Source organism: Paraniabella ginsengisoli (genome assembly GCF_022513635.1).
Taxonomy (GTDB): domain Bacteria; phylum Bacteroidota; class Bacteroidia; order Chitinophagales; family Chitinophagaceae; genus Niabella; species Niabella ginsengisoli.
This window is the reverse complement of sequence record NZ_JAKWBL010000001.1, coordinates 1,779,748-1,797,857: the sequence shown is the minus strand read 5'-3', so window position 1 is coordinate 1,797,857 and position 18,110 is coordinate 1,779,748. Positions and strand designations below refer to the sequence as shown.

The window sequence follows — 18,110 nt, the reverse complement described above, 5'->3', positions numbered from 1 at the left end:
ATAAATGACCGATATCCGAAGGAACAATTACCAACCACTAGCAAGCACATCAGCTAAGTGCATGGGTTTTATTTTGTATCCTTTTCCATTAATGTAACCTTGTAAATGCATCAGGCAGGATAAGTCAGTACTAATAAGATAATCGGCATCTGTATCAATAGCGTTCTCCACTTTTTGTTCGCCCATCCCAATTGAAATACCGGGGAACTTTACAGCAAAAGTACCACCAAAACCACAACAGGTTTCTACATCGTTCATTTCTGTTATATGAAGTCCTTTTACATTTTCCAGCAGCTCCCGAGGGCCTTGCTTTATTTTACATTCACGCAATGCCGCACAGCTATCATGGTAAGTTGCCACACCATTCAATTGCGCGCCACAGTCTTTTACATTAAGCACCTTAATTAAAAATTCCGAAAACTCAAAGGTTTTGTCGGCCATCGCTTTTACTTCATTGTGCAAGGACGAATTATCGAAAAGTTTCTGATAATAATTACGTACAAAACCTACACAACTGGCACTGGGAGCTACAATATATTCTGCTGATTTAAAATCGTTAATAAATTTGCTGCAAATAGTTTTAGACTCGTCCCAAAAACCCGCATTGAAAGCCGGTTGACCACAGCATGTTTGGTTTTGATTGTACTGTACAGTACATCCAAATTTTTCCAGAACCTTAACCATACTAAAACCCGTTTCAGGATATAACTGATCTACAAAACAAGGGATAAAAATGTGGACGTTGTGCATTGGAGTGAATGATGAATAGTGAATGGTGAATAGTCAATGGGCCATCGACCATGGACTATCGACTGTAAAAATTACTCCAGCATTTTTAATGCCGTAATTGCTGCTTCTTCGCCTTTATGGCCATGCTTGCCGCCAATCCTTTCCAGGGCTTGTTCTTCTGTATTTACAGTAAGTACGCCAAAGATAGTTGGCACAGGCAGCGATAGGTTAAGTTGAAGAATACCGTCTGCTACCATTTTGCAAACATAATCAAAATGCGGTGTGTCACCTTTGATCACAGTTCCCAATGCAATGTATGCATGAGGTTCATCGAACTGCTGCTTTGAACGGCTCCAGTGGCGGTTTATAGCAAAGGGTATTTCAACACAGCCCGGAACCACCAATGTTTCTACTCGCGCGTTATGCTGTTCTAAAACGCGCAAACATCCGTTTTCAAGTTCGTCTACCACATTTGCGTTCCATTCTGTTTTTACCAGAACAATAAAGGCATCCTGCTTAAAGATGCCTGTATCGGTATTTAATAAATTACTGTTACCAGTTGATGCCATTTTAATTTACATTATATACTCCCAGTTGCGCCAGGTATTTATCAGCTTCAAATCCTTGTTGCGTACGGGGATATTTTGTTTTTAATTCTTTATAAAGATCAATAGCTTCATCTTTATTGTTCAATACATGCTGGGCTAAAAAAGCACCTCTGAATAAAGCTTCCGAGCTGGCTTGCTGATCCGTTTCGAAATGATGAGCAGCTTTTTTATAATAATCTAACGCCTCTGAACCTTTGCCCAGGTCGCCATAAGCATCTCCCAATAAAAGGTAAGCACGTTGCTGAACCTGTTTAGAATCTGTGCTGAACTCTTTAAGATATTCAACAGCTTTATCATTTTGATTCAGTTTAATATAGCAAATGCCTGCATAATAATTAGCCAGGTTTCCTGTAGGAGTGCCGCTGTATGTATTTGCAATTTTAATGAAACCCGGATTTACGCCATCGCCATTTAATGCGAGGTTAATAGAATCCATCCGATAATATTCTTCGGCTTTGAAGCTTTTATCCAATGCTTCAATTTTCTTAGGGCCTTTTATAAAATGCTGATAAGCGAAAAATCCACCTACAGCGATTACTAAAATACCTATGAATAAAACGATATTTTTACCGTTTTTGTTCCACACCTGTTTTGCTTTCTCTACAGCGTCGTTTGATTCAAGTTGTTCACCTGCAACTTGTTGGTTGATATTGTCTGCCATTTTATTTTAAATCGAAAATTTAAATATTAATCAACAATGAAAGGATAATTCTGATCCATATACACATCCTTTAATACCTCATCATCGTTCGGAAATGGACTTTCTTCTGCAAATTTTACAGAGTTAGCAACCACTTCTTCACAACGGGAATCAATTTCACTCAAGGCTTCTTCTGTAGCATATTTGTTATCCAAGATGTTCTTTTTCAAAATAGAAAGAGGGTCTTTTGATTTATACTCATCTACTTCATCCTTTGTTCTATATTTTTGTGGATCACTGATAGAGTGACCTTTATAACGATAAGTTTTAATTTCAAGTAAGGTAGGGCCGCCTTTTTCGCGAGCTCGTTTTACCGCTTCGGCAATAGCATCGTGAACCGTTTCCGGATTCATACCATCTACTACAAAAGAAGGCATATCGAAACCTGCGCCTAATTTGTAAATATCAGTTACGTTAGACGTGCGTGCTACTGAAGTACCCATTGCGTAATTGTTATTTTCGCAAATATAAATTACCGGTAACTTCCAAAGCATAGCCAGGTTAAAGCTTTCATGCAAAATACCTTGCCTTGCAGCGCCGTCTCCGAAAAAACAAAGAACAACATTGTCGGTTTCTTTATAGCTTTCAGCAAAAGCCAAACCGGTGCCTGTGCCTATCTGTGCCCCAACTATACCATGACCACCATAAAAGTTTTCCTTTTTACCAAAAAAGTGCATGCTGCCGCCTTTTCCTTTTGCGCAACCGGTGGCTTTACCATAAAGCTCAGCCATACAGCTATCTACCGATATCCCTTTTGCAATACCAAGCCCATGATCTCGGTAGGCGGTGATGAACATATCTTCTGGCCTTGTAGCAGTCATACAACCTGCAGCAATTGCCTCTTGTCCAACATACGCATGAAAGAATCCGCGTATTTTACCCTCCATTTTATACTTCTCTTCCGCTGTCAACTCGAACTGGCGAATCAATTGCATTAATTCATACCAGTATAAATATGTTTCTTTAGAAAATTTTGTTGCCACCTGCTAAATTTTTGAGTAGCAAAAGTAAGGGAAAAAGCGTTCAAAGCAATGTAGGATTTATGATTTAGAATTCAATGCATTAACTTAAGCCTTCCTCTTAACCATACCAAGAGTTCTCTTTGTTTTACAGACAAAAACTGACGCAGCAAATTCCATTCTATTGGAAAAGCAGGCATTATATCCGATAAAATATAATAAATACTTAAGATTGGATTTTAGTGAGTATGATTCGTGCCACCTATATTTATCGGATATTTTTTTATATTGAAATTCTAAATCATCATGTTGAAACTTATCCCAAGAGACATAAGCTGGTTGTCGTTCAACGAACGGGTTTTACAGGAAGCTTCAGATCACACAGTGCCTTTAAGGGAGCGTGTAAAATTTCTTGGTATTTTTTCAAATAACAGGGATGAGTTTTTTCGCGTACGGGTAGCATCCTTAAAAAGAATGCTACAGATAGAAACGAAAATGAAGATGCATTCTGAAAAGAATCCGCAGAAGATTTTAGATGAGGTTCAAAGATTGAATTCGAACAGCAGATTGCGTTTGAAAACGTATGGACAGAAGTATTGGCGGAACTGAATAAAAAGAACATTTTTTTAAAGAACGATAAGCAGCTCAATGCAGAGCAAAAAAATATATCCTTGATTTTTTCGACAACGAGGTAAGCGCTAACATAGTACCACTAATGGTTGAAAACATCAAAAAATTTCCCAACCTTCGAGATAAGTCTATCTTTCTAGGAGTTGTCATGTCCAAATCTACCAACCGTGCAGACCGTAAATATGCGATCATTGAAGTGCCTGTTACAGCAGTAGGCAGTCGTTTTATTGTTCTTCCATCTAAAGAAGATACGCATGACATCATGCTATTGGAAGATGCAATCAAATTCAATCTGCCTGACATTTTTAATTTTATGGGTTATGACGAGTTTCAGGCTCATATTTTCAAGTTCACCAGGGATGCTGAGTTAGACATCGATAACTCTGATACAACAACGATTATACAAAAGCTGGAAAAGGGATTGAAAAACCGTAAAAAGGGAAAGCCCATTAGATTGGCTTATGATGAAAATATTGATCCCGGCTTTCTTGAATATTTGCTAACACGCTTAGGATTATCAAAGACAGATAATATAATGCCAGGAGGAAGCATACATAATTTCAGGCACTTTATGGAATTTCCATCGCAGGTTTTTAGCAACAGAGCCAAGCGAAAACAGCCCTTTACCCATCCCCTTTTATTAGACGAACGCGTAGGTGATGTATTACTGAAAAGAGACGTGTTACTGAATTTTCCGTATCATAGTTTTACTCCTGTTATTGATATGATCCGCGAAGCCGCTTTTGATCCGGATGTAGTATCCATAAAAATTGCCTGCTATCGCGTTGCATCACAATCCAAGATCATTAATGCCCTTGTTAACGCAGTACGAAATGGTAAAGATGTAACTGTTATGATGGAGCTTAAGGCACGGTTTGATGAAGAAGCCAATCTTAACTGGCAGCAAGTACTTACTGATATTGGCGCAAAAGTATTAACAGGAATTCAGGACATGAAAGTACATGCTAAGATCTGTGTCATTAAGAAGCGGATAAAAAACAAAATCATTCATTATGGTTTTGTAAGCACGGGAAATGTAAATGAAAAGACGGCTAAACTCTATGGTGATCACTGTTTGCTTACATCCAATAGGTTTATCATGGCAGATGTGAATCGAATATTCAATTTTTTACAAAAGCCTGATACAGGATTACATTTTCTTGAAAAATGCAGAACACTTATTCCAAGCCCAACTTTTATAAGAACTGAATTGAACAAGCTTATCGATTATGAAATTACTGCAGCACGTAAAGGGCATACTGCCGAAATCATTCTCAAAATGAATTCGATGGCAGATGCAAAACTTATCGAAAAGCTTACAGAGGCGGCTAAGGCGGGCGTTACAATCAAGCTGATAGTAAGAGGTATTTTTTGCATGCAGTCCGAAAGTAAAAAATTTAAACACCCCATCAAAGCGATCAGCATTATAGATGAATATCTGGAACACGCCCGTGTATGGGTTTTTCATAATCGCGGAAATCATAAAGTTTATATATCTTCCGCCGATTGGATGATCAGGAATATAGAACATCGGGTAGAAGCAACTTGTCCTATAAAAAGTCCGCAGCTTAAACAAGAGCTGATAGATATTTTGAATATTCAATTAAAAGACAATACGAAGGCCAGGATTTTAAATAATGAACTCAACAATGAGTATGTGAAGAAGAAGGATAATGAGGTGATTCGATCGCAAGAGGAAAGCTATAACTATCTTGTTAACAAAAGCTATTAATCGCAGCGAAGCTGCAAACAAAAAATATACGGATGAAACTGGCAGCAATAGATATAGGAAGTAACGCAGCAAGATTATTAATAACAGATGTTTCTCTCGATAAGAAAAAACAACCCGAATTTATCAAATCAAATCTCATTCGGGTACCGTTACGATTGGGCTTCGACGTTTTTGAAACCGGCGAAATCTCTTCAGTTAGAGCTGGCCGCTTGATTGAAACGATGAAAGCATATAAACATTTGCTTAATGCTTACGAAATAAAACATCTTAAAGCCTGCGCTACATCTGCCATGCGCGATGCAAAAAATTCAACAGAAATATTAAAGAAGGTTAAGAAAGAAACAGGAATTGATATTGAAATTATTTCTGGTGATGTAGAAGCGGCGCTTATATATGAAACTCATATTGCCGAAGGACTTGAAAAAGAAATTTTGTACCTATATATAGATGTTGGCGGTGGTAGCACCGAAATAACTTTTTTCTAAATGGTGAAGTTGTATTTAAGCAGTCTTTTAATATCGGCACTATTCGACTTTTAAAGCAGCAGGTAAAAGATAATTTATGGGAAGAAATGAAAGAGGTAATACGAACACAGGTCAAAGGTGCTAAAAATGTGATGACCATTGGTAGTGGTGGTAATATCAATAAAGTTTTCTCTTTATCAAAAAGAAAGAAGGCAAGCCTTTACCGCTCGCACTTTTGCGAGATTTTTATAAAGAATTAAGCAGTCTTAGTTTGCAGGAACGTATGAGTGTATATAAAATGCGCGAAGACCGTGCAGACGTGATCGTCCCGGCTTTGCTCATCTATATGAATGTTTTAAAATGGGCTGGCGCCGAAGAAATCTTAATTCCTAAAATCGGCCTGGCTGATGGATTAATACACGCCTTGTATGATGAGGTTATTAGTACGCTATAAAAATGACACAAATTCAAGAATCACACTATTCTTTTCAATAGTTCAGATCAATTAACGTACTGCATTCACTCCATTCGTGCATTCGTGGCGTATTTAACTTTATTAGTTTAATTTCACCGCTGCAATGGCAATTGTTTAAACTTATAATTCTCAAAAACGTGTCAATAAATAAAGAAGTAAAGCGTGTTACCACAAACACATTGATGATGATGAAGCAGGCAGGCGAAAAAATTTCCATGCTTACTGCTTACGATTATTCCTTTGCTAAAATTATAGATGCAGCTGGTATAGATGCCATTCTTGTTGGCGACTCAGCATCTAATGTAATGGCTGGTCACGAAACAACCTTACCCATTACATTGGATCAGATGATCTATCATGCTTCATCTGTTATAAGAGGCGTTCAACGATGCCTTGTAGTTGTAGATCTTCCCTTTGGTACTTATCAATCCAATTCAGAAATAGCTTTAGCTTCTGCCATAAGGATTATGAAAGAAACAGGCGCTCACGCCATTAAGCTCGAAGGCGGTGAAGAAGCTATTGATTCAATCAGAAAAATAGTATCAGCAGGTATTCCTGTAATGGGGCATTTAGGCTTAACGCCACAGTCTATTTATAAATTTGGAACTTATGCGGTACGCGCGAAAGAAGAAGCCGAAGCTGAAAAACTGAAAACTGACGCGAAACTTTTGCAGGATGCTGGCTGCTTTGCCACGGTCCTTGAAAAAATACCAGCAGAACTTGCAAAGGAGGTTACTGAAAGCTTGCTCATTCCTGTTATTGGTATTGGTGCTGGAAAATATTGTGACGGACAGGTGCTGGTGATGCACGACATGCTTGGCATCAATACAGAATTTAAACCTAAATTTTTAAGACAGTACCTGAATGTTTTTGAACAGGCTACGGATGCGGTGAAAAGCTACATAACTGATGTAAAGTCTTCAGACTTTCCTAATGATAAAGAGCAATATTAGATTTGATTTTAAAATGAATTTGTAGAATAATTCAAACAAAAAAGTTGGGCATGACCCAACTTTTTCGTTTTATTTTTTCGGCGGTTGCTTATTTCGCCGTGATCGATTGAGATTTGTCTTCAGTAACAAAGATGTCCTCGTTCTCGCGCTTCATCAGATACTTTTCACGCGCCAGTTTTTCTATGATAACCGGATCCGTTTCTAAATCGGCTTTAACTTTTCTTAATTCAGAGAGTTCTTCAAGATAATGTTCTTTACTTTGATTGAGATTATTTAACTCCTCTCTCCTTTCCATCGTTGTTATCAAATCGTTCTTATCTAAAAACGTCATAACTCCTAAAAACCCAATAGAAGCAATGAAATATTTATTGGTAAGAAAACGAGACAACCTGCTCAAAGCTTTCCTCTTTTTTGGAGGCGCGTCCTGAATGACTGGCTCTTTTTCGGCAACAAAGTCTACAAATTCTTCCATTGTTTATTTTTAAAGCGAGTAGCAAGTGGGAATGACCTACTAGCTACTAGCCACTTCCTACTTGCTATTTCTTATTTACCAAATTTAATCTTTCCTTTTGGATAAATAGCGCTTTCGCCTAACAATTCTTCTATTCTGATCAATTGATTGTATTTCGCAATCCTGTCTGTGCGGCTTGCAGAACCTGTTTTAATTTGTCCACAATTCAATGCCACGGCAAGATCGGCAATTGTTGTATCTTCTGTTTCACCACTTCTATGGCTCATGATGGTGTTGTAACCGTTATGCTGAGCCAGTGTAACTGCGTTGATGGTTTCTGTAATAGTTCCGATCTGGTTTACTTTTACTAAAAGGCCGTTTGCGGTATTGGTATCAATACCTTGTTGTAAACGCTCTACGTTTGTTACAAACAGATCATCACCTACTAACTGGCATTTGCTACCGATTGTTTCTGTAAGCAATTTCCATCCTTTCCAATCGTCTTCAGCCATACCATCTTCAATGCTGGCAATCGGGTATTTTTTCACCCAGCTTTCCCAGTATTTAACCAGTTCTTCGCTGCTCATTGTTTTACCAGAGCTTTTATGGAAAACATATTTTTTCTTTTTGCATCCCACAATTCACTGTTGGCGGCATCCATAGCAATTACAATTTGAGATCCTGCTTTGTAACCTGCAGCACCAATTGCATCCAATACTGTTTCAATAGCTTCTTCATTGCTTTGAATATTTGGAGCAAATCCACCTTCGTCACCCACGTTTGTGCTATATCCTTTTTCTTTAATACTGATTTTAAGGCGTGGAAAATTTCAACACCCCAACGCAAACCTTCGCTAAAAGAAGAAGCGCCAATGGGCATTACCATAAACTCCTGAAAATCGATTTTATTATCGGCATGTGCACCACCATTCAAAATGTTCATCATGGGGATAGGCAATGTTTTAGCATTGGTTCCGCCAATGTAACGATATAAAGGCAAGCCAGCTTCTTCTGCAGCAGCTTTTGCAGCAGCCATACTTACAGCCAATAATGCGTTGGCGCCAAGTTTAGCTTTATTTGGTGTACCGTCTAATTGAATCATCAACTGATCGATACCAGTTTGATCGGCAACATCGTAACCCAGTAATGCAGGAGCAATAACAGTATTAACGTTTTTAACCGCTTTTAAAGTTCCTTTACCAAGATACTTCTTTTTATCGCCATCGCGTAGTTCCACTGCTTCGTGAATACCGGTGCTGGCGCCACTTGGTACCGCTGCGCGGCCAAATCCGCCATCGGCAGTATGAACATCCACTTCCACGGTTGGATTACCACGGCTATCTAAAATTTGTCTGGCAAAAACTTCTGAAATGTAACTCATGAATTATCTGTTTAAGATGTAATTTTTCAATTTGAGCCGCAATTTAATTAATACTTAGCGTATCTGGTACACAAATGATGGAAAAATTAAATCACAAGTGTGGATAACGGATAAGTTATTTTATCAAATTCTTGTTTAATATATTGATACTTTCCTTTAAAATGTCAACAACTCCGCCGGTTTCGCTGTAAACACAACCGTTTGTTATAACAACAAATCCATATTTCTTCTTCGGATCAAAAAACATAGCACTATACAATCCATAGGCAGATCCTGTATGTCCGGTTAAATGAACACCCGGTATCAAATCATCATAATTCATCAAGGCCAAACCATACCCATCCCCTTTTGATAAAGCTTTTTGCATAAGTTTTGAATATTTCCTTTCGATGATGCGCACATTATTGCTCTTTCCATAATTCATGTGCATCATCATATATTTAGTCAGATCAACTGCTGAAATTTTCATACCTCCTGTTGGAGAGAATATAGGTGTGCTATGCCCCATTTTATAATTACTTATTTGTTCTCTTCTTGGTGCATATGCATCAGGTGCGACAACAAATTGTCCGTTATCTGCATCGTATTCATATAATGTTGTAAAGCGCTTGCTGTCTAAACTATCCACACAATATCCGCCATAGAGATCTAAAGGATCGAGAATATTTTTTTAATGTATTGATCGAACCGTTCTCCGGAAAGACGTTCGATGATCGTACCAATTATATTGAAATTAAGATTGCAGTATTGATATTTTGTACCCGGAGCATAATCGTTATAACATTTTGAAGCATTCGCAGTTTTTGCAGGATTGATCGAATCAAGCGTGAAATAACCGTTACTATCATTAAGGCTGGATCGGTGAGACAGCAACATTTTACAGGTGATAACTATTTCCGGGTATTGGGGATTACGTACCGTGAAGCCGATCAACTTACTCACGTCATCATCTAACGATATTTTCTTTTTTGCTATCAATTGCATAATAGCAGTAGCCGAAAAGGATTTTGAAATAGAAGCAATACGAAATATATCTGTTTCAGTTAAAAGCGTTTTTGATTCCAGATTTTTATATCCAAAAGACTTATTATAAACAATATCATTGTTCTTAACAACCACTGCTGCCAGTCCAACTGCTTTATATTTTCTCATCACAGCATCTAAATTTGCATCCAAAGACTGTGCAGAAGAATCTATGTAAACAGCACAAAGCAATATAGAAATAAAGCATTTTAAGAGGGGTTTCATTTTTCTGTTAAAAATAGCAATAAAAAAGCATGGCTTGTGTTAGCCATGCTTTAAGATTAGAATTAATCTCTACTAAATATTATCATAAACATATACCGGATCAATCACTGTTTCACCTGGTTTTATATTGATCACCTCTTTCAACTTACCATCTTTCAAACCATAAACCCATCCATGAATTTCCGGGCCCTGTCGGTTTTTCCAGGCTTTTTGGATAATAGATGTTTTACATAATTTTTCGGCCTGCTCTCTCACATTCAATTCTACCAGTCTATCTGCTCTATCATTTTCATCAGCAATAGCATCAAGCTCTGCCTGTTATCTTTATATACATCTTTGATAACGCGAAGCCACATGTTTAAGATCTGGTTGAAATCATTATTGCCCATAGCTGCTTTCACACCGCCGCAACCATAGTGGCCGCAAACGATAACATGCTTCACTTTTAAATGCATCACGGCGTATTCAAGCACGCTTAACATATTCACATCTGTATGAACCACCAAATTGGCTATGTTACGATGAACAAAAATTTCACCAGGATTGGTGCCTGTTATTTGATTTGCTGGTACACGGCTGTCACTGCAACCTATCCACAAAAACTCCGGAGTTTGCGTTTCTGCCAGGTTATCAAAAAATGAAGGATCTGTAGATAACATTTCTGCAGCCCACTCTTTATTCGATTCTAATAATTCACTGTACGATTTCATCAGTTTACTTTTTAAATTTAATCTTTAGGTTAATTAATTTTATTTTTTCCATTACCATTGCCTTGTATCACAGATTCGATCACTTCTTCATAGTTTCTTTTAAGAGAACCATCTTCATTATTATTCGCCAGAATTTTATATGAAAATCCATGATCAACAAAACCGCTTGTATAAAGATCAACTTTTATATTCTTCAGCGGAGCATGAAGTGTAAAATCTTCGATCGTTTCTACAACATCTCGGTCTATATAATCTGCCCTTTTTGTATCAATGATCACGTGGGCATTTTCTGGCACTTCTTCCAATTTCCGTTTAATAATGGCCTTATTTAGAAAAGATACATCTTTACGTAAACGGAATAAATACCGCTTATTATCATTTACAACAAAAACAGCTTTTCTAAAGTTAGAACGGAAAGCGAAGAACAATCCTACGATGATTCCCAATATTACACCTTTCAATAGATCTGTAGCAAGAATGGCAGCGATTGTTATTACGAACGGCAAAAACACATCCCATCCTTTTTTGTAAAATGCTTTAAACAATGAAGGTTTTGCCAGTTTATATCCTGTGAAAATTAATATGGCCGCTAAAGCTGCTTTAGGTATCAGGTTTAAGATTGCCGGAATAAAAGCCACTAATAACAAAAGAAATAAACCGTGTAGAATGGTCGACTTCTTTGTTTTAGCGCCTGCATTTACGTTGGCAGATGAACGAACAATTACGCTAGTTACAGGTATTCCGCCTACTAACCCAGAAACAATATTTCCAATTCCCTGAGCCTTCAATTCTCTATTTGTAGGCGTTACACGTTGATATGGATCTATGTCATCAACCGCTTCGATACATAATAGACTTTCGAGGCTTGCAACAAGCGCCACGGTTAATGCCAGTATCCAAATCTGTGAATTTCCAATAACGCTCCAGTCTGGCATGGTGAAAAAGATAAAAACTCACTTGTGGAAGAAGCAACTGGAATCGACACTAAATGTCCGCCTTCCAATACCGGTAATCCTTGAGTGACTCTAAACAGATAATTGAGGCCAACACCCAAAAACACAATTAACAACGGTGCTGGAACCAGTTTTATAAATCCTTTCTTATTTGCAACCCAGGCTTCCCATGAAAAATAAAATACCAAACAAATACCGCCAATAACAACTCCCGAAAGATTGATATTTGCAAATGCCCTAAAGAAGTTAACAAAAATATTTCCTTCTACTGGTGTATTCTCGTCAATTACAAAAGAGGAGTCATCGCCAAGCAAATGTGGTACCTGATTCAAAATAAGAATAAGCCCAATTGCGGCCAACATCCCTTTAATTACGCTATTTGGAACATAATCTCCAATGATACCAGCTTTGCAAAAACCTAATACCAGCTGCATAACACCGGCAAGTACAACTACTACTAAAAACGCTTCAAATGAAGCCAGCGAAGTGATGGCTGATGCAACAATTGCTGTAAGGCCTGCAGCCGGGCCGCTGACACTTAAATGAGAACGACTTAATAAACCTACAACCACACCACCTGACACACCGGCAATAATGCCGCTAAATAATGGAGCATTGGAGGCGAGAGCGACACCAAGACATAAGGGTAACGCCACGAGAAAGACAACAATTGAAGATGGGAAATCACTACTAAGTGACTTGAAAAAACCTGTTGATCTAGGTTGATTTGTCATAAAAAATTTTAAATATTATAAGCCTATCCCGTCTAAAATAGTAAACGGATCAAGAAATAATGGGTTCAAGAAAATATGAGAGAAGAAAAATAGATACTAAACGTTAGGGGGCGGACAATGCAATTCGCCATGATAAGCTGTATAAGTAGCTTCGTGTGCATGGATGTAAGCAATGGTAATTTGCTGAATTGGTAAATGCAAATCACTATGCACATTGTGAACGTATTCTTCACTAATACTTAGGCTATTTGATGGTGTCTTTTCTTCAGCCGTATTTGAGTATGGATTCTTGTTACAGGTTTCTCCCTGTGCCGTGCTATTTTTCATACTAACTACCGAACTATAGGTAATAGGCAATCCTATTGTTAGTAATAATAACAGGGCAGATAAAAAAATACCGATATGTAACCAATGGGCTTACTCATTTACGGTAGCGAAGATATATTAAAATAGTTTTTTAGAACAGGTTAAAATTGAAAACATTACATTTTGTTAACTATTCAAAATTCAAATGATCCGAATCTTCGGGAAGATGCTTGTACTCATTCTTAATAGCATACCATCCAAATATCATCAAACCAATGGCGATGGGAACAAAAATTGCAATAATAATAATCCATATAACAGGATTGTTGATGTCTTTGTTGCCGGAAGTGTCAATATTTTTTATCGCTCCTACAACTAGGAAAATGATAACAGCAGGCCCCAATAACATCCAAATAAGCCCTAACACTCTTTTAAATAAGTTCATGTTATTATTTTAAATTATGATTTATAGATGATGCCATATAATCGGGATGATAAACCGATCCGCCAGCTGGCGGAAATACCGATGATAGTAGCGCTGGCGCTGACCCACAAAAATTAATCATTTACTTCTTTATCAATTTTATTGTTAAGATATATTGCTCCAATAATAAACACAATGCTGCTATTGCTATGGGATACCAAAGCCCTACCAGCGGATCGCTTGTGAAAGTGGTTTGCAATAAAACGCCAATGAAGGGAACCAGCCCGCCAAAAACACCGTTACCAATATGATATGGCAGCGACATGGATGTGTACCTTATTCTTACAGGGAACAACTCCACAAGGAAAGCCGCGATGGGCCCGTAAACCATGGTTACATAAAAAATTAAAATGAATACCAGGCCCACAAATCTCCAATATGTATTTGTAGGTAATATTTTGTCCTTGACTACAGGCTTTCCTGTTATAACTTCGTTTGTAGCAGAACGGAGCGTATCGACTCTTTGCTGCGTATAGGCTGCGCCAGAATTAAAAGTAAATGTTTGGGTGTTCGTTATCAGGCTATCTCCATTGTTGCCAAATGCAACCGTCTTTGTCAAGTTTACGTTACCTCCCGATATGCCTTCCTGCTGCCAGGTTGTGATGTCAGATTTTTCGAGAAAATAATTGAAAATGGGGCGATACGTAATAATGGCAACCAGCATTCCTAATAGCATGATCCATTTGCGTCCGATTTTATCGCTCAGCCAGCCAAAAAATATAAAAAACGGAGTGGCAAAAAGTATGGCCCAAAGCATAATAGTGCGGCTTTGCTCAAAGTCGAGCATTACTTTGGTTTCCAGAAAACTTTGTGCATAAAATTGTCCGGTGTACCAAATAACACCTTGTCCCATAACCGCTCCAAATAGTGCCAGTAAAACCATTTTGAAGTTGGCTTTGTGGCTAAAGCTCTCTTTTAATGGATTCTTGGCCGTTTTGCCTTCTGATTTTAGTTTTGAAAACAGAGGCGATTCTTCCATTTTCATTCTTATATAAACAGACACGCCAACTAATAAAATAGAAAACCAAAATGGATACCGCCAACCACCCCATTCGGCATTAAAGGCTTCGTCAGTCATATTCATTTTCACCAACATGATAACACCTAAAGCCAAAAAAGTCCTAAAGTGGCAGTGGTTTGAATCCAACTGGTAAAATAACCACGACGGTTTGCAGGCGCATGCTCGGCTACATAAGTAGCAGCGCCCCCATATTCCCCGCCGAGGGCAAGGCCTTGTATCAGTCTTAACAATAATACCAACAATGGTGCAGCCAGGCCTATTGTTTTATATCCAGGCACCAATCCTATTAAAAAGGTGGAGCCACCCATTAATACAAGTGTTAATAAAAAGGTTGATTTTCGGCCAAAAATATCGCCCAGCCGGCCAAAAACAAGCGCGCCGAAAGGCCGTACAATAAAGCCGGCTGCGAAAATGGCCAATGTGCTTAACAACGCTGCTGTAGCATTTCCTTCTGGAAAAAACTCGGTGGAGATTGTTTTGGCAAGCATACCAAAAATATAAAAGTCGTACCATTCAATCATGGTTCCTAAAGACGATGCGGCTATTACTTTGGTAATAACATTTCCTTTCTTAGTTTCATTCATACAATCGTTATTGTGCGTTTAAACACTATTTATTTAGAAGTGGCAAAAACTCCCCGTGAGAGTAAATTATTTAGCCTATAAATATAGGGCAAGTTTGTTTAGTTTTTACACAATCAGCCCATCTTTCATTTGTAACATCCTGTCGCTTAGCTGGGCAAGCTCGTCATTATGGGTAACAATTAGAAAAGTTTGGGCAAATTTTGACCGAAGATCGAAGATCAAATCGTGCAGTTCTTTGGCGTTTGCGGTATCAAGATTGCCAGTAGGTTCATCGGCAAATACAATAGATGGTTGATTAATAAGGGCGCGAGCTACCGCCACTCTTTGCTGTTCGCCACCGCTTAATTCATTGGGCTTATTATTAATACGGTGCGACACGCCCAACACCTGTAAGAGTTCAGTAGCTCGGGTTTCCACTTCTTTCTTTTTCTTTCCTCCTATCCAACCGGGTATGCATACATTTTCCAACGCAGAGAATTCGGGCAATAAATGATGAAATTGAAAGACAAATCCTATGTTTTGATTTCGGAATGCAGCTAATTTTTTGGAACTAAGGCCTTGTATGTTAACATTATTCATGATCACTTCTCCCTGATCGGCTTTATCCAAAGTGCCTAGAATATGAAGAAGGGTACTTTTTCCACTGCCCGATGGGCCGACAATAGAGACAACTTCTCCTTTCTGTATTTCGATATCAACCCCTTTTAAAACCTGGATATTCCCGTAAGCTTTATGAATGTTTTTTCCGTATATCATAATTTCCAAATGTAAGTTAATTAGCCAATTAGCCAATGTGATAGTGAAAGTTGCTGGTTGCCAGTTTCCGGTTTCAGGTATTTTCGGAGGAAGAATAGATAGGCTGAGTTATGTACAACAGTACAAGCGAGCGTGGCAAGGAAGATGAATAATATTCATTAGCCGGGACAATAAAAAAACCGTCCATAAAAGGTGTTCAAAAAAGCAATTTGGTAAATTCCGTAATACATTTACTTTTGCACAAATTTTTGAACCAGTTGCAACCCTTTGTTGCAGATTAACGTTAAATATTAGAAAACCGATTATACTATGTTTTGGACACTTGAATTAGCTTCATATCTTGAAGATGCGCCCTGGCCGGCGACCAAAGACGAATTAATTGACTACGCAATTCGGAGCGGTGCACCGCTGGAAGTTGTAGAAAACTTACAGGAACTGGAGGACGAGGGAGATGTTTACGAAACGATCGAAGATATTTGGCCTGATTACCCAACCCAGGAAGATTTTCTCTTCAACGAAGACGAATATTAGGTTAGAGCATTTATAAGGATTATAAATAATTTATTAAGCTGTCTTTTTAAGGCGGCTTTTTTGACCTCACCCCGGCCCCTCTCCATTTGGAGAGGGGAGTAAAACTCGGGTATTGTGAATATTTACTTTTTCTGTCTGGAGCAGTTTAATCAATCCTTTCTGCAAGATCTTCAATAAAACGTTGCGCATATAAGCGTGGGTGCTTCCAATTATGACCCGTTCTTACAATTATCAAATTCTTTTGAGGATTGATGTAGATAAATTGTCCTAACATTCCCTGAGCAAAAACAGCTGGCAAATTATTATATGTGCTATAATAGGTTTTGCCATTTCTACTATTTTTTGCCATATACCATTTATCTTTTTGGGCTGCTACGAAGTTTGTGGCTTCCAGCGAATCATTAAATCTTCTGATCACACGGCTGCTCCACCAATGATTTTTATATCCCTGATAAACACGCATAGTATCGGGATTAAGAATAGTTTGCACCCATTTTTGATCGAGAATTTGTTGACCGTTCCAGTTGCCGTTATTTAAATATAAGCGGCCAAGTTTGGCAAAGTCTTTCATCGTAGCGTTGAGACAACAAAATGCTCTTGCCATACCTTTTGCGTCAGTTTGCCAGGCTGCGTTGCTTTCCATACCAATTGATTGCCACAGCTTTTCCTGTAAATATTCGGGCAGTCTCCTTTGAGTAGCTGCTTCAATAACAGCACCTAACAATTGGGTGTTTACGCTTTTGTATTCAAAAATTTTTGAGTTGGATTTAATTTTTAGTTTCTTAAGTTGTGCTATCATATTTCTGGTGAAACCTAATTGAATGACATCGCTAAAAGGACTATTATATGTTTCATCACTGTTAACGCCAGTTCGCATGTCTAGTACGTTTTGTACCGTAATATTTTTCCAGGCCTGATCGCTCTTCATAAGCCAGGGCAAATAATCGGTTACGGGATCATCAAAAGATTTTATAAAACCTTCCTGACGGGCTATTTGAGCCAAAGTGCCAACAAAAGATTTAGCTACAGAAAAAGATGGAAATATATTTGTTGAATCAAGATTGTCAAAATATTTCTCGTATAAAATGCTGTCGTTTCTAATTACTAAAAAACCATACGAAAGGCTTTTTCAAGACTTGTATCCAAATAAGACTTCCATTTGGCGTCGGACTCCAGGCCGTAAAAAAACTGGAATGGCTGGTCGCTTTTTTTAACGGTAATTGCATTGAATTTTTCTAAATCCTGAAGCTCAAATTTTCTGAACTTATAGGCGCGTACTACATAGCATGACGAAAGCAGAACAGACGCAACAAGTAAGTAAATTATTTTTATATGCTTCATAGGGCGAAAGAAGAAAACATTATAGTTGAAAAATCTTTTTCATCATTACCCATTTTTCACCAGGTTTCGCAAAAGGCAATACCTGCTGGTATTTCCACATTAATGTTTCCCATTCCTGCACTTTAGCATTTGCTTCGTCAGCTGCTTGCTTTTTTCAAAAGAAAAAGAATCGTTCACTTCCATAATCATAAACAATCTATTTTCAACACGATAAATCTGCATATTCTCAATACCTGCATCGCGAATGCTTTTTTCTATTTCAGGCCAAATTTTTTCATGATGCTGCTCATATTCAGCAATTAAATCAGGATCATTTTTTAAATCGACTGTAAGACAATATTTATTCATCAAATGATTTTTA

At 38.0% G+C, this 18,110-nt stretch carries 25 protein-coding genes and 2 pseudogenes; 7 read left to right on the top strand and 20 right to left on the bottom strand.

From position 1 onward, the window contains the following. Positions 1–27: 27 nt before the first annotated feature. From MKP09_RS09820 to pdhA, 4 genes are all read right to left on the bottom strand, one after another. Positions 28–750, bottom strand: a complete 723-nt coding sequence (locus MKP09_RS09820) for a (Fe-S)-binding protein (protein WP_262915189.1) — start codon at positions 748–750, stop codon at positions 28–30. A 71-nt stretch (positions 751–821) separates the two neighbouring features. After that, positions 822–1,298 (bottom strand): 6,7-dimethyl-8-ribityllumazine synthase, encoded by a 477-nt coding sequence (gene ribH / locus MKP09_RS09815; RefSeq protein WP_240827531.1) that lies wholly within the window; start codon positions 1,296–1,298, stop codon positions 822–824. Position 1,299: 1 nt separating this feature from the next. After that, positions 1,300–1,998 carry a tetratricopeptide repeat protein gene (locus MKP09_RS09810; RefSeq protein WP_240827530.1) on the bottom strand — a complete coding sequence of 233 codons (699 nt, stop codon included), beginning with the start codon at positions 1,996–1,998 and terminating at the stop codon, positions 1,300–1,302. Positions 1,999–2,024: 26 nt separating this feature from the next. After that, positions 2,025–3,020 carry a pyruvate dehydrogenase (acetyl-transferring) E1 component subunit alpha gene (gene pdhA, locus MKP09_RS09805; protein ID WP_240827529.1) on the bottom strand — a complete coding sequence of 332 codons (996 nt, stop codon included), beginning with the start codon at positions 3,018–3,020 and terminating at the stop codon, positions 2,025–2,027. Between the two features lie 282 nt (positions 3,021–3,302). On the opposite strand from pdhA, the gene MKP09_RS09800 reads away from it, so the two are divergent. The 6 genes from MKP09_RS09800 (at position 3,303) to panB (ending at position 7,250) form a co-directional block, all read left to right on the top strand. After that, positions 3,303–3,605 (top strand): hypothetical protein, encoded by a 303-nt coding sequence (locus MKP09_RS09800; RefSeq protein WP_240827528.1) that lies wholly within the window; start codon positions 3,303–3,305, stop codon positions 3,603–3,605. A gap of 106 nt (positions 3,606–3,711) precedes the next feature. Next, positions 3,712–5,358: a polyphosphate kinase 1 gene (gene ppk1 / locus MKP09_RS09795; protein WP_240827527.1), complete on the top strand. Its 1,647-nt coding sequence runs from the start codon at positions 3,712–3,714 to the stop codon at positions 5,356–5,358. Positions 5,359–5,390: 32 nt separating this feature from the next. Beyond that, entirely contained in the window at positions 5,391–5,843 is a 453-nt protein-coding gene (locus MKP09_RS09790) for a Ppx/GppA phosphatase family protein (protein ID WP_240827526.1), read from the top strand. Positions 5,844–5,929: 86 nt separating this feature from the next. Beyond that, positions 5,930–6,082 (top strand): hypothetical protein, encoded by a 153-nt coding sequence (locus MKP09_RS09785; RefSeq protein WP_240827525.1) that lies wholly within the window; start codon positions 5,930–5,932, stop codon positions 6,080–6,082. Beyond that, positions 6,058–6,276, top strand: coding sequence for a hypothetical protein (locus MKP09_RS09780; protein WP_240827524.1), 219 nt, complete (start codon positions 6,058–6,060; stop codon positions 6,274–6,276). The genes MKP09_RS09785 and MKP09_RS09780 overlap by 25 nt, the downstream gene beginning before the upstream one ends. Positions 6,277–6,434: 158 nt before the next feature. Beyond that, a complete protein-coding gene (gene panB / locus MKP09_RS09775) occupies positions 6,435–7,250 on the top strand; it encodes a 3-methyl-2-oxobutanoate hydroxymethyltransferase (protein ID WP_240827523.1) in 816 nt (271 codons plus the stop codon). An 88-nt stretch (positions 7,251–7,338) separates the two neighbouring features. Here the strand turns inward: panB and MKP09_RS09770 are convergent, their stop codons facing one another. The 13 genes and pseudogenes from MKP09_RS09770 to MKP09_RS09730 all read right to left on the bottom strand — a co-directional run bounded on the left by MKP09_RS09770 (position 7,339) and on the right by MKP09_RS09730 (position 15,877). After that, positions 7,339–7,722, bottom strand: coding sequence for an FtsB family cell division protein (locus tag MKP09_RS09770; protein WP_240827522.1), 384 nt, complete (start codon positions 7,720–7,722; stop codon positions 7,339–7,341). 71 nt (positions 7,723–7,793) lie between these two features. Next, a complete protein-coding gene (locus MKP09_RS28020; RefSeq protein WP_394801015.1) occupies positions 7,794–8,288 on the bottom strand; it encodes a phosphopyruvate hydratase family protein in 495 nt (164 codons plus the stop codon). Further along, a pseudogene (gene eno / locus MKP09_RS28015) lies at positions 8,285–9,081 on the bottom strand (phosphopyruvate hydratase). Before eno ends, MKP09_RS28020 begins: the two are co-directional and overlap by 4 nt. 115 nt (positions 9,082–9,196) lie before the next feature. Next, complete coding sequence (locus tag MKP09_RS25845; RefSeq protein WP_317235210.1) at positions 9,197–9,709, bottom strand: serine hydrolase; 513 nt, start codon at positions 9,707–9,709, stop codon at positions 9,197–9,199. Between the two features lie 20 nt (positions 9,710–9,729). Then, positions 9,730–10,329, bottom strand: a complete 600-nt coding sequence (locus MKP09_RS25840) for a serine hydrolase domain-containing protein (protein ID WP_262915187.1) — start codon at positions 10,327–10,329, stop codon at positions 9,730–9,732. A 72-nt stretch (positions 10,330–10,401) separates the two neighbouring features. Then, positions 10,402–10,988: pseudogene (locus MKP09_RS25830) on the bottom strand (carbonic anhydrase). A gap of 80 nt (positions 10,989–11,068) precedes the next feature. Beyond that, on the bottom strand, positions 11,069–11,974 hold the full coding sequence (locus tag MKP09_RS25825; RefSeq protein ID WP_262915184.1) for a SulP family inorganic anion transporter: 906 nt from the start codon (positions 11,972–11,974) through the stop codon (positions 11,069–11,071). Continuing rightward, positions 11,923–12,726 carry a SulP family inorganic anion transporter gene (locus tag MKP09_RS25820; protein WP_262915183.1) on the bottom strand — a complete coding sequence of 268 codons (804 nt, stop codon included), beginning with the start codon at positions 12,724–12,726 and terminating at the stop codon, positions 11,923–11,925. The genes MKP09_RS25825 and MKP09_RS25820 overlap by 52 nt, the downstream gene beginning before the upstream one ends. Before the next feature lie 96 nt (positions 12,727–12,822). After that, a complete protein-coding gene (locus tag MKP09_RS09745) occupies positions 12,823–13,083 on the bottom strand; it encodes a hypothetical protein (RefSeq protein WP_240827521.1) in 261 nt (86 codons plus the stop codon). 139 nt (positions 13,084–13,222) lie between these two features. After that, on the bottom strand, positions 13,223–13,477 hold the full coding sequence (locus tag MKP09_RS09740; RefSeq protein ID WP_240827520.1) for a DUF6814 family protein: 255 nt from the start codon (positions 13,475–13,477) through the stop codon (positions 13,223–13,225). Positions 13,478–13,598: 121 nt separating this feature from the next. After that, entirely contained in the window at positions 13,599–14,630 is a 1,032-nt protein-coding gene (locus MKP09_RS09735; protein ID WP_262915182.1) for an MFS transporter, read from the bottom strand. Then, positions 14,621–15,121, bottom strand: coding sequence for an MFS transporter (locus MKP09_RS25815; RefSeq protein ID WP_262915181.1), 501 nt, complete (start codon positions 15,119–15,121; stop codon positions 14,621–14,623). Before MKP09_RS25815 ends, MKP09_RS09735 begins: the two co-directional genes overlap by 10 nt. 105 nt (positions 15,122–15,226) lie before the next feature. Then, positions 15,227–15,877, bottom strand: a complete 651-nt coding sequence (locus tag MKP09_RS09730) for an ABC transporter ATP-binding protein (protein WP_240827519.1) — start codon at positions 15,875–15,877, stop codon at positions 15,227–15,229. Positions 15,878–16,186: 309 nt separating this feature from the next. On the opposite strand from MKP09_RS09730, the gene MKP09_RS09725 reads away from it, so the two are divergent. Then, positions 16,187–16,408: a DUF2795 domain-containing protein gene (locus tag MKP09_RS09725; protein WP_114792839.1), complete on the top strand. Its 222-nt coding sequence runs from the start codon at positions 16,187–16,189 to the stop codon at positions 16,406–16,408. A 145-nt stretch (positions 16,409–16,553) separates the two neighbouring features. Here MKP09_RS09725 and MKP09_RS09720 read toward each other — a convergent pair whose 3' ends face one another. The 3 genes from MKP09_RS09720 to MKP09_RS09715 form a co-directional block, all read right to left on the bottom strand. Next, complete coding sequence (locus tag MKP09_RS09720; RefSeq protein WP_317235287.1) at positions 16,554–17,510, bottom strand: serine hydrolase domain-containing protein; 957 nt, start codon at positions 17,508–17,510, stop codon at positions 16,554–16,556. 258 nt (positions 17,511–17,768) lie between these two features. After that, positions 17,769–17,849 (bottom strand): hypothetical protein, encoded by an 81-nt coding sequence (locus MKP09_RS28880; protein WP_490355046.1) that lies wholly within the window; start codon positions 17,847–17,849, stop codon positions 17,769–17,771. Beyond that, positions 17,849–18,097 carry an L-rhamnose mutarotase gene (locus tag MKP09_RS09715; protein WP_490355039.1) on the bottom strand — a complete coding sequence of 83 codons (249 nt, stop codon included), beginning with the start codon at positions 18,095–18,097 and terminating at the stop codon, positions 17,849–17,851. The genes MKP09_RS28880 and MKP09_RS09715 overlap by 1 nt, the downstream gene beginning before the upstream one ends. Positions 18,098–18,110 lie beyond the last annotated feature (13 nt).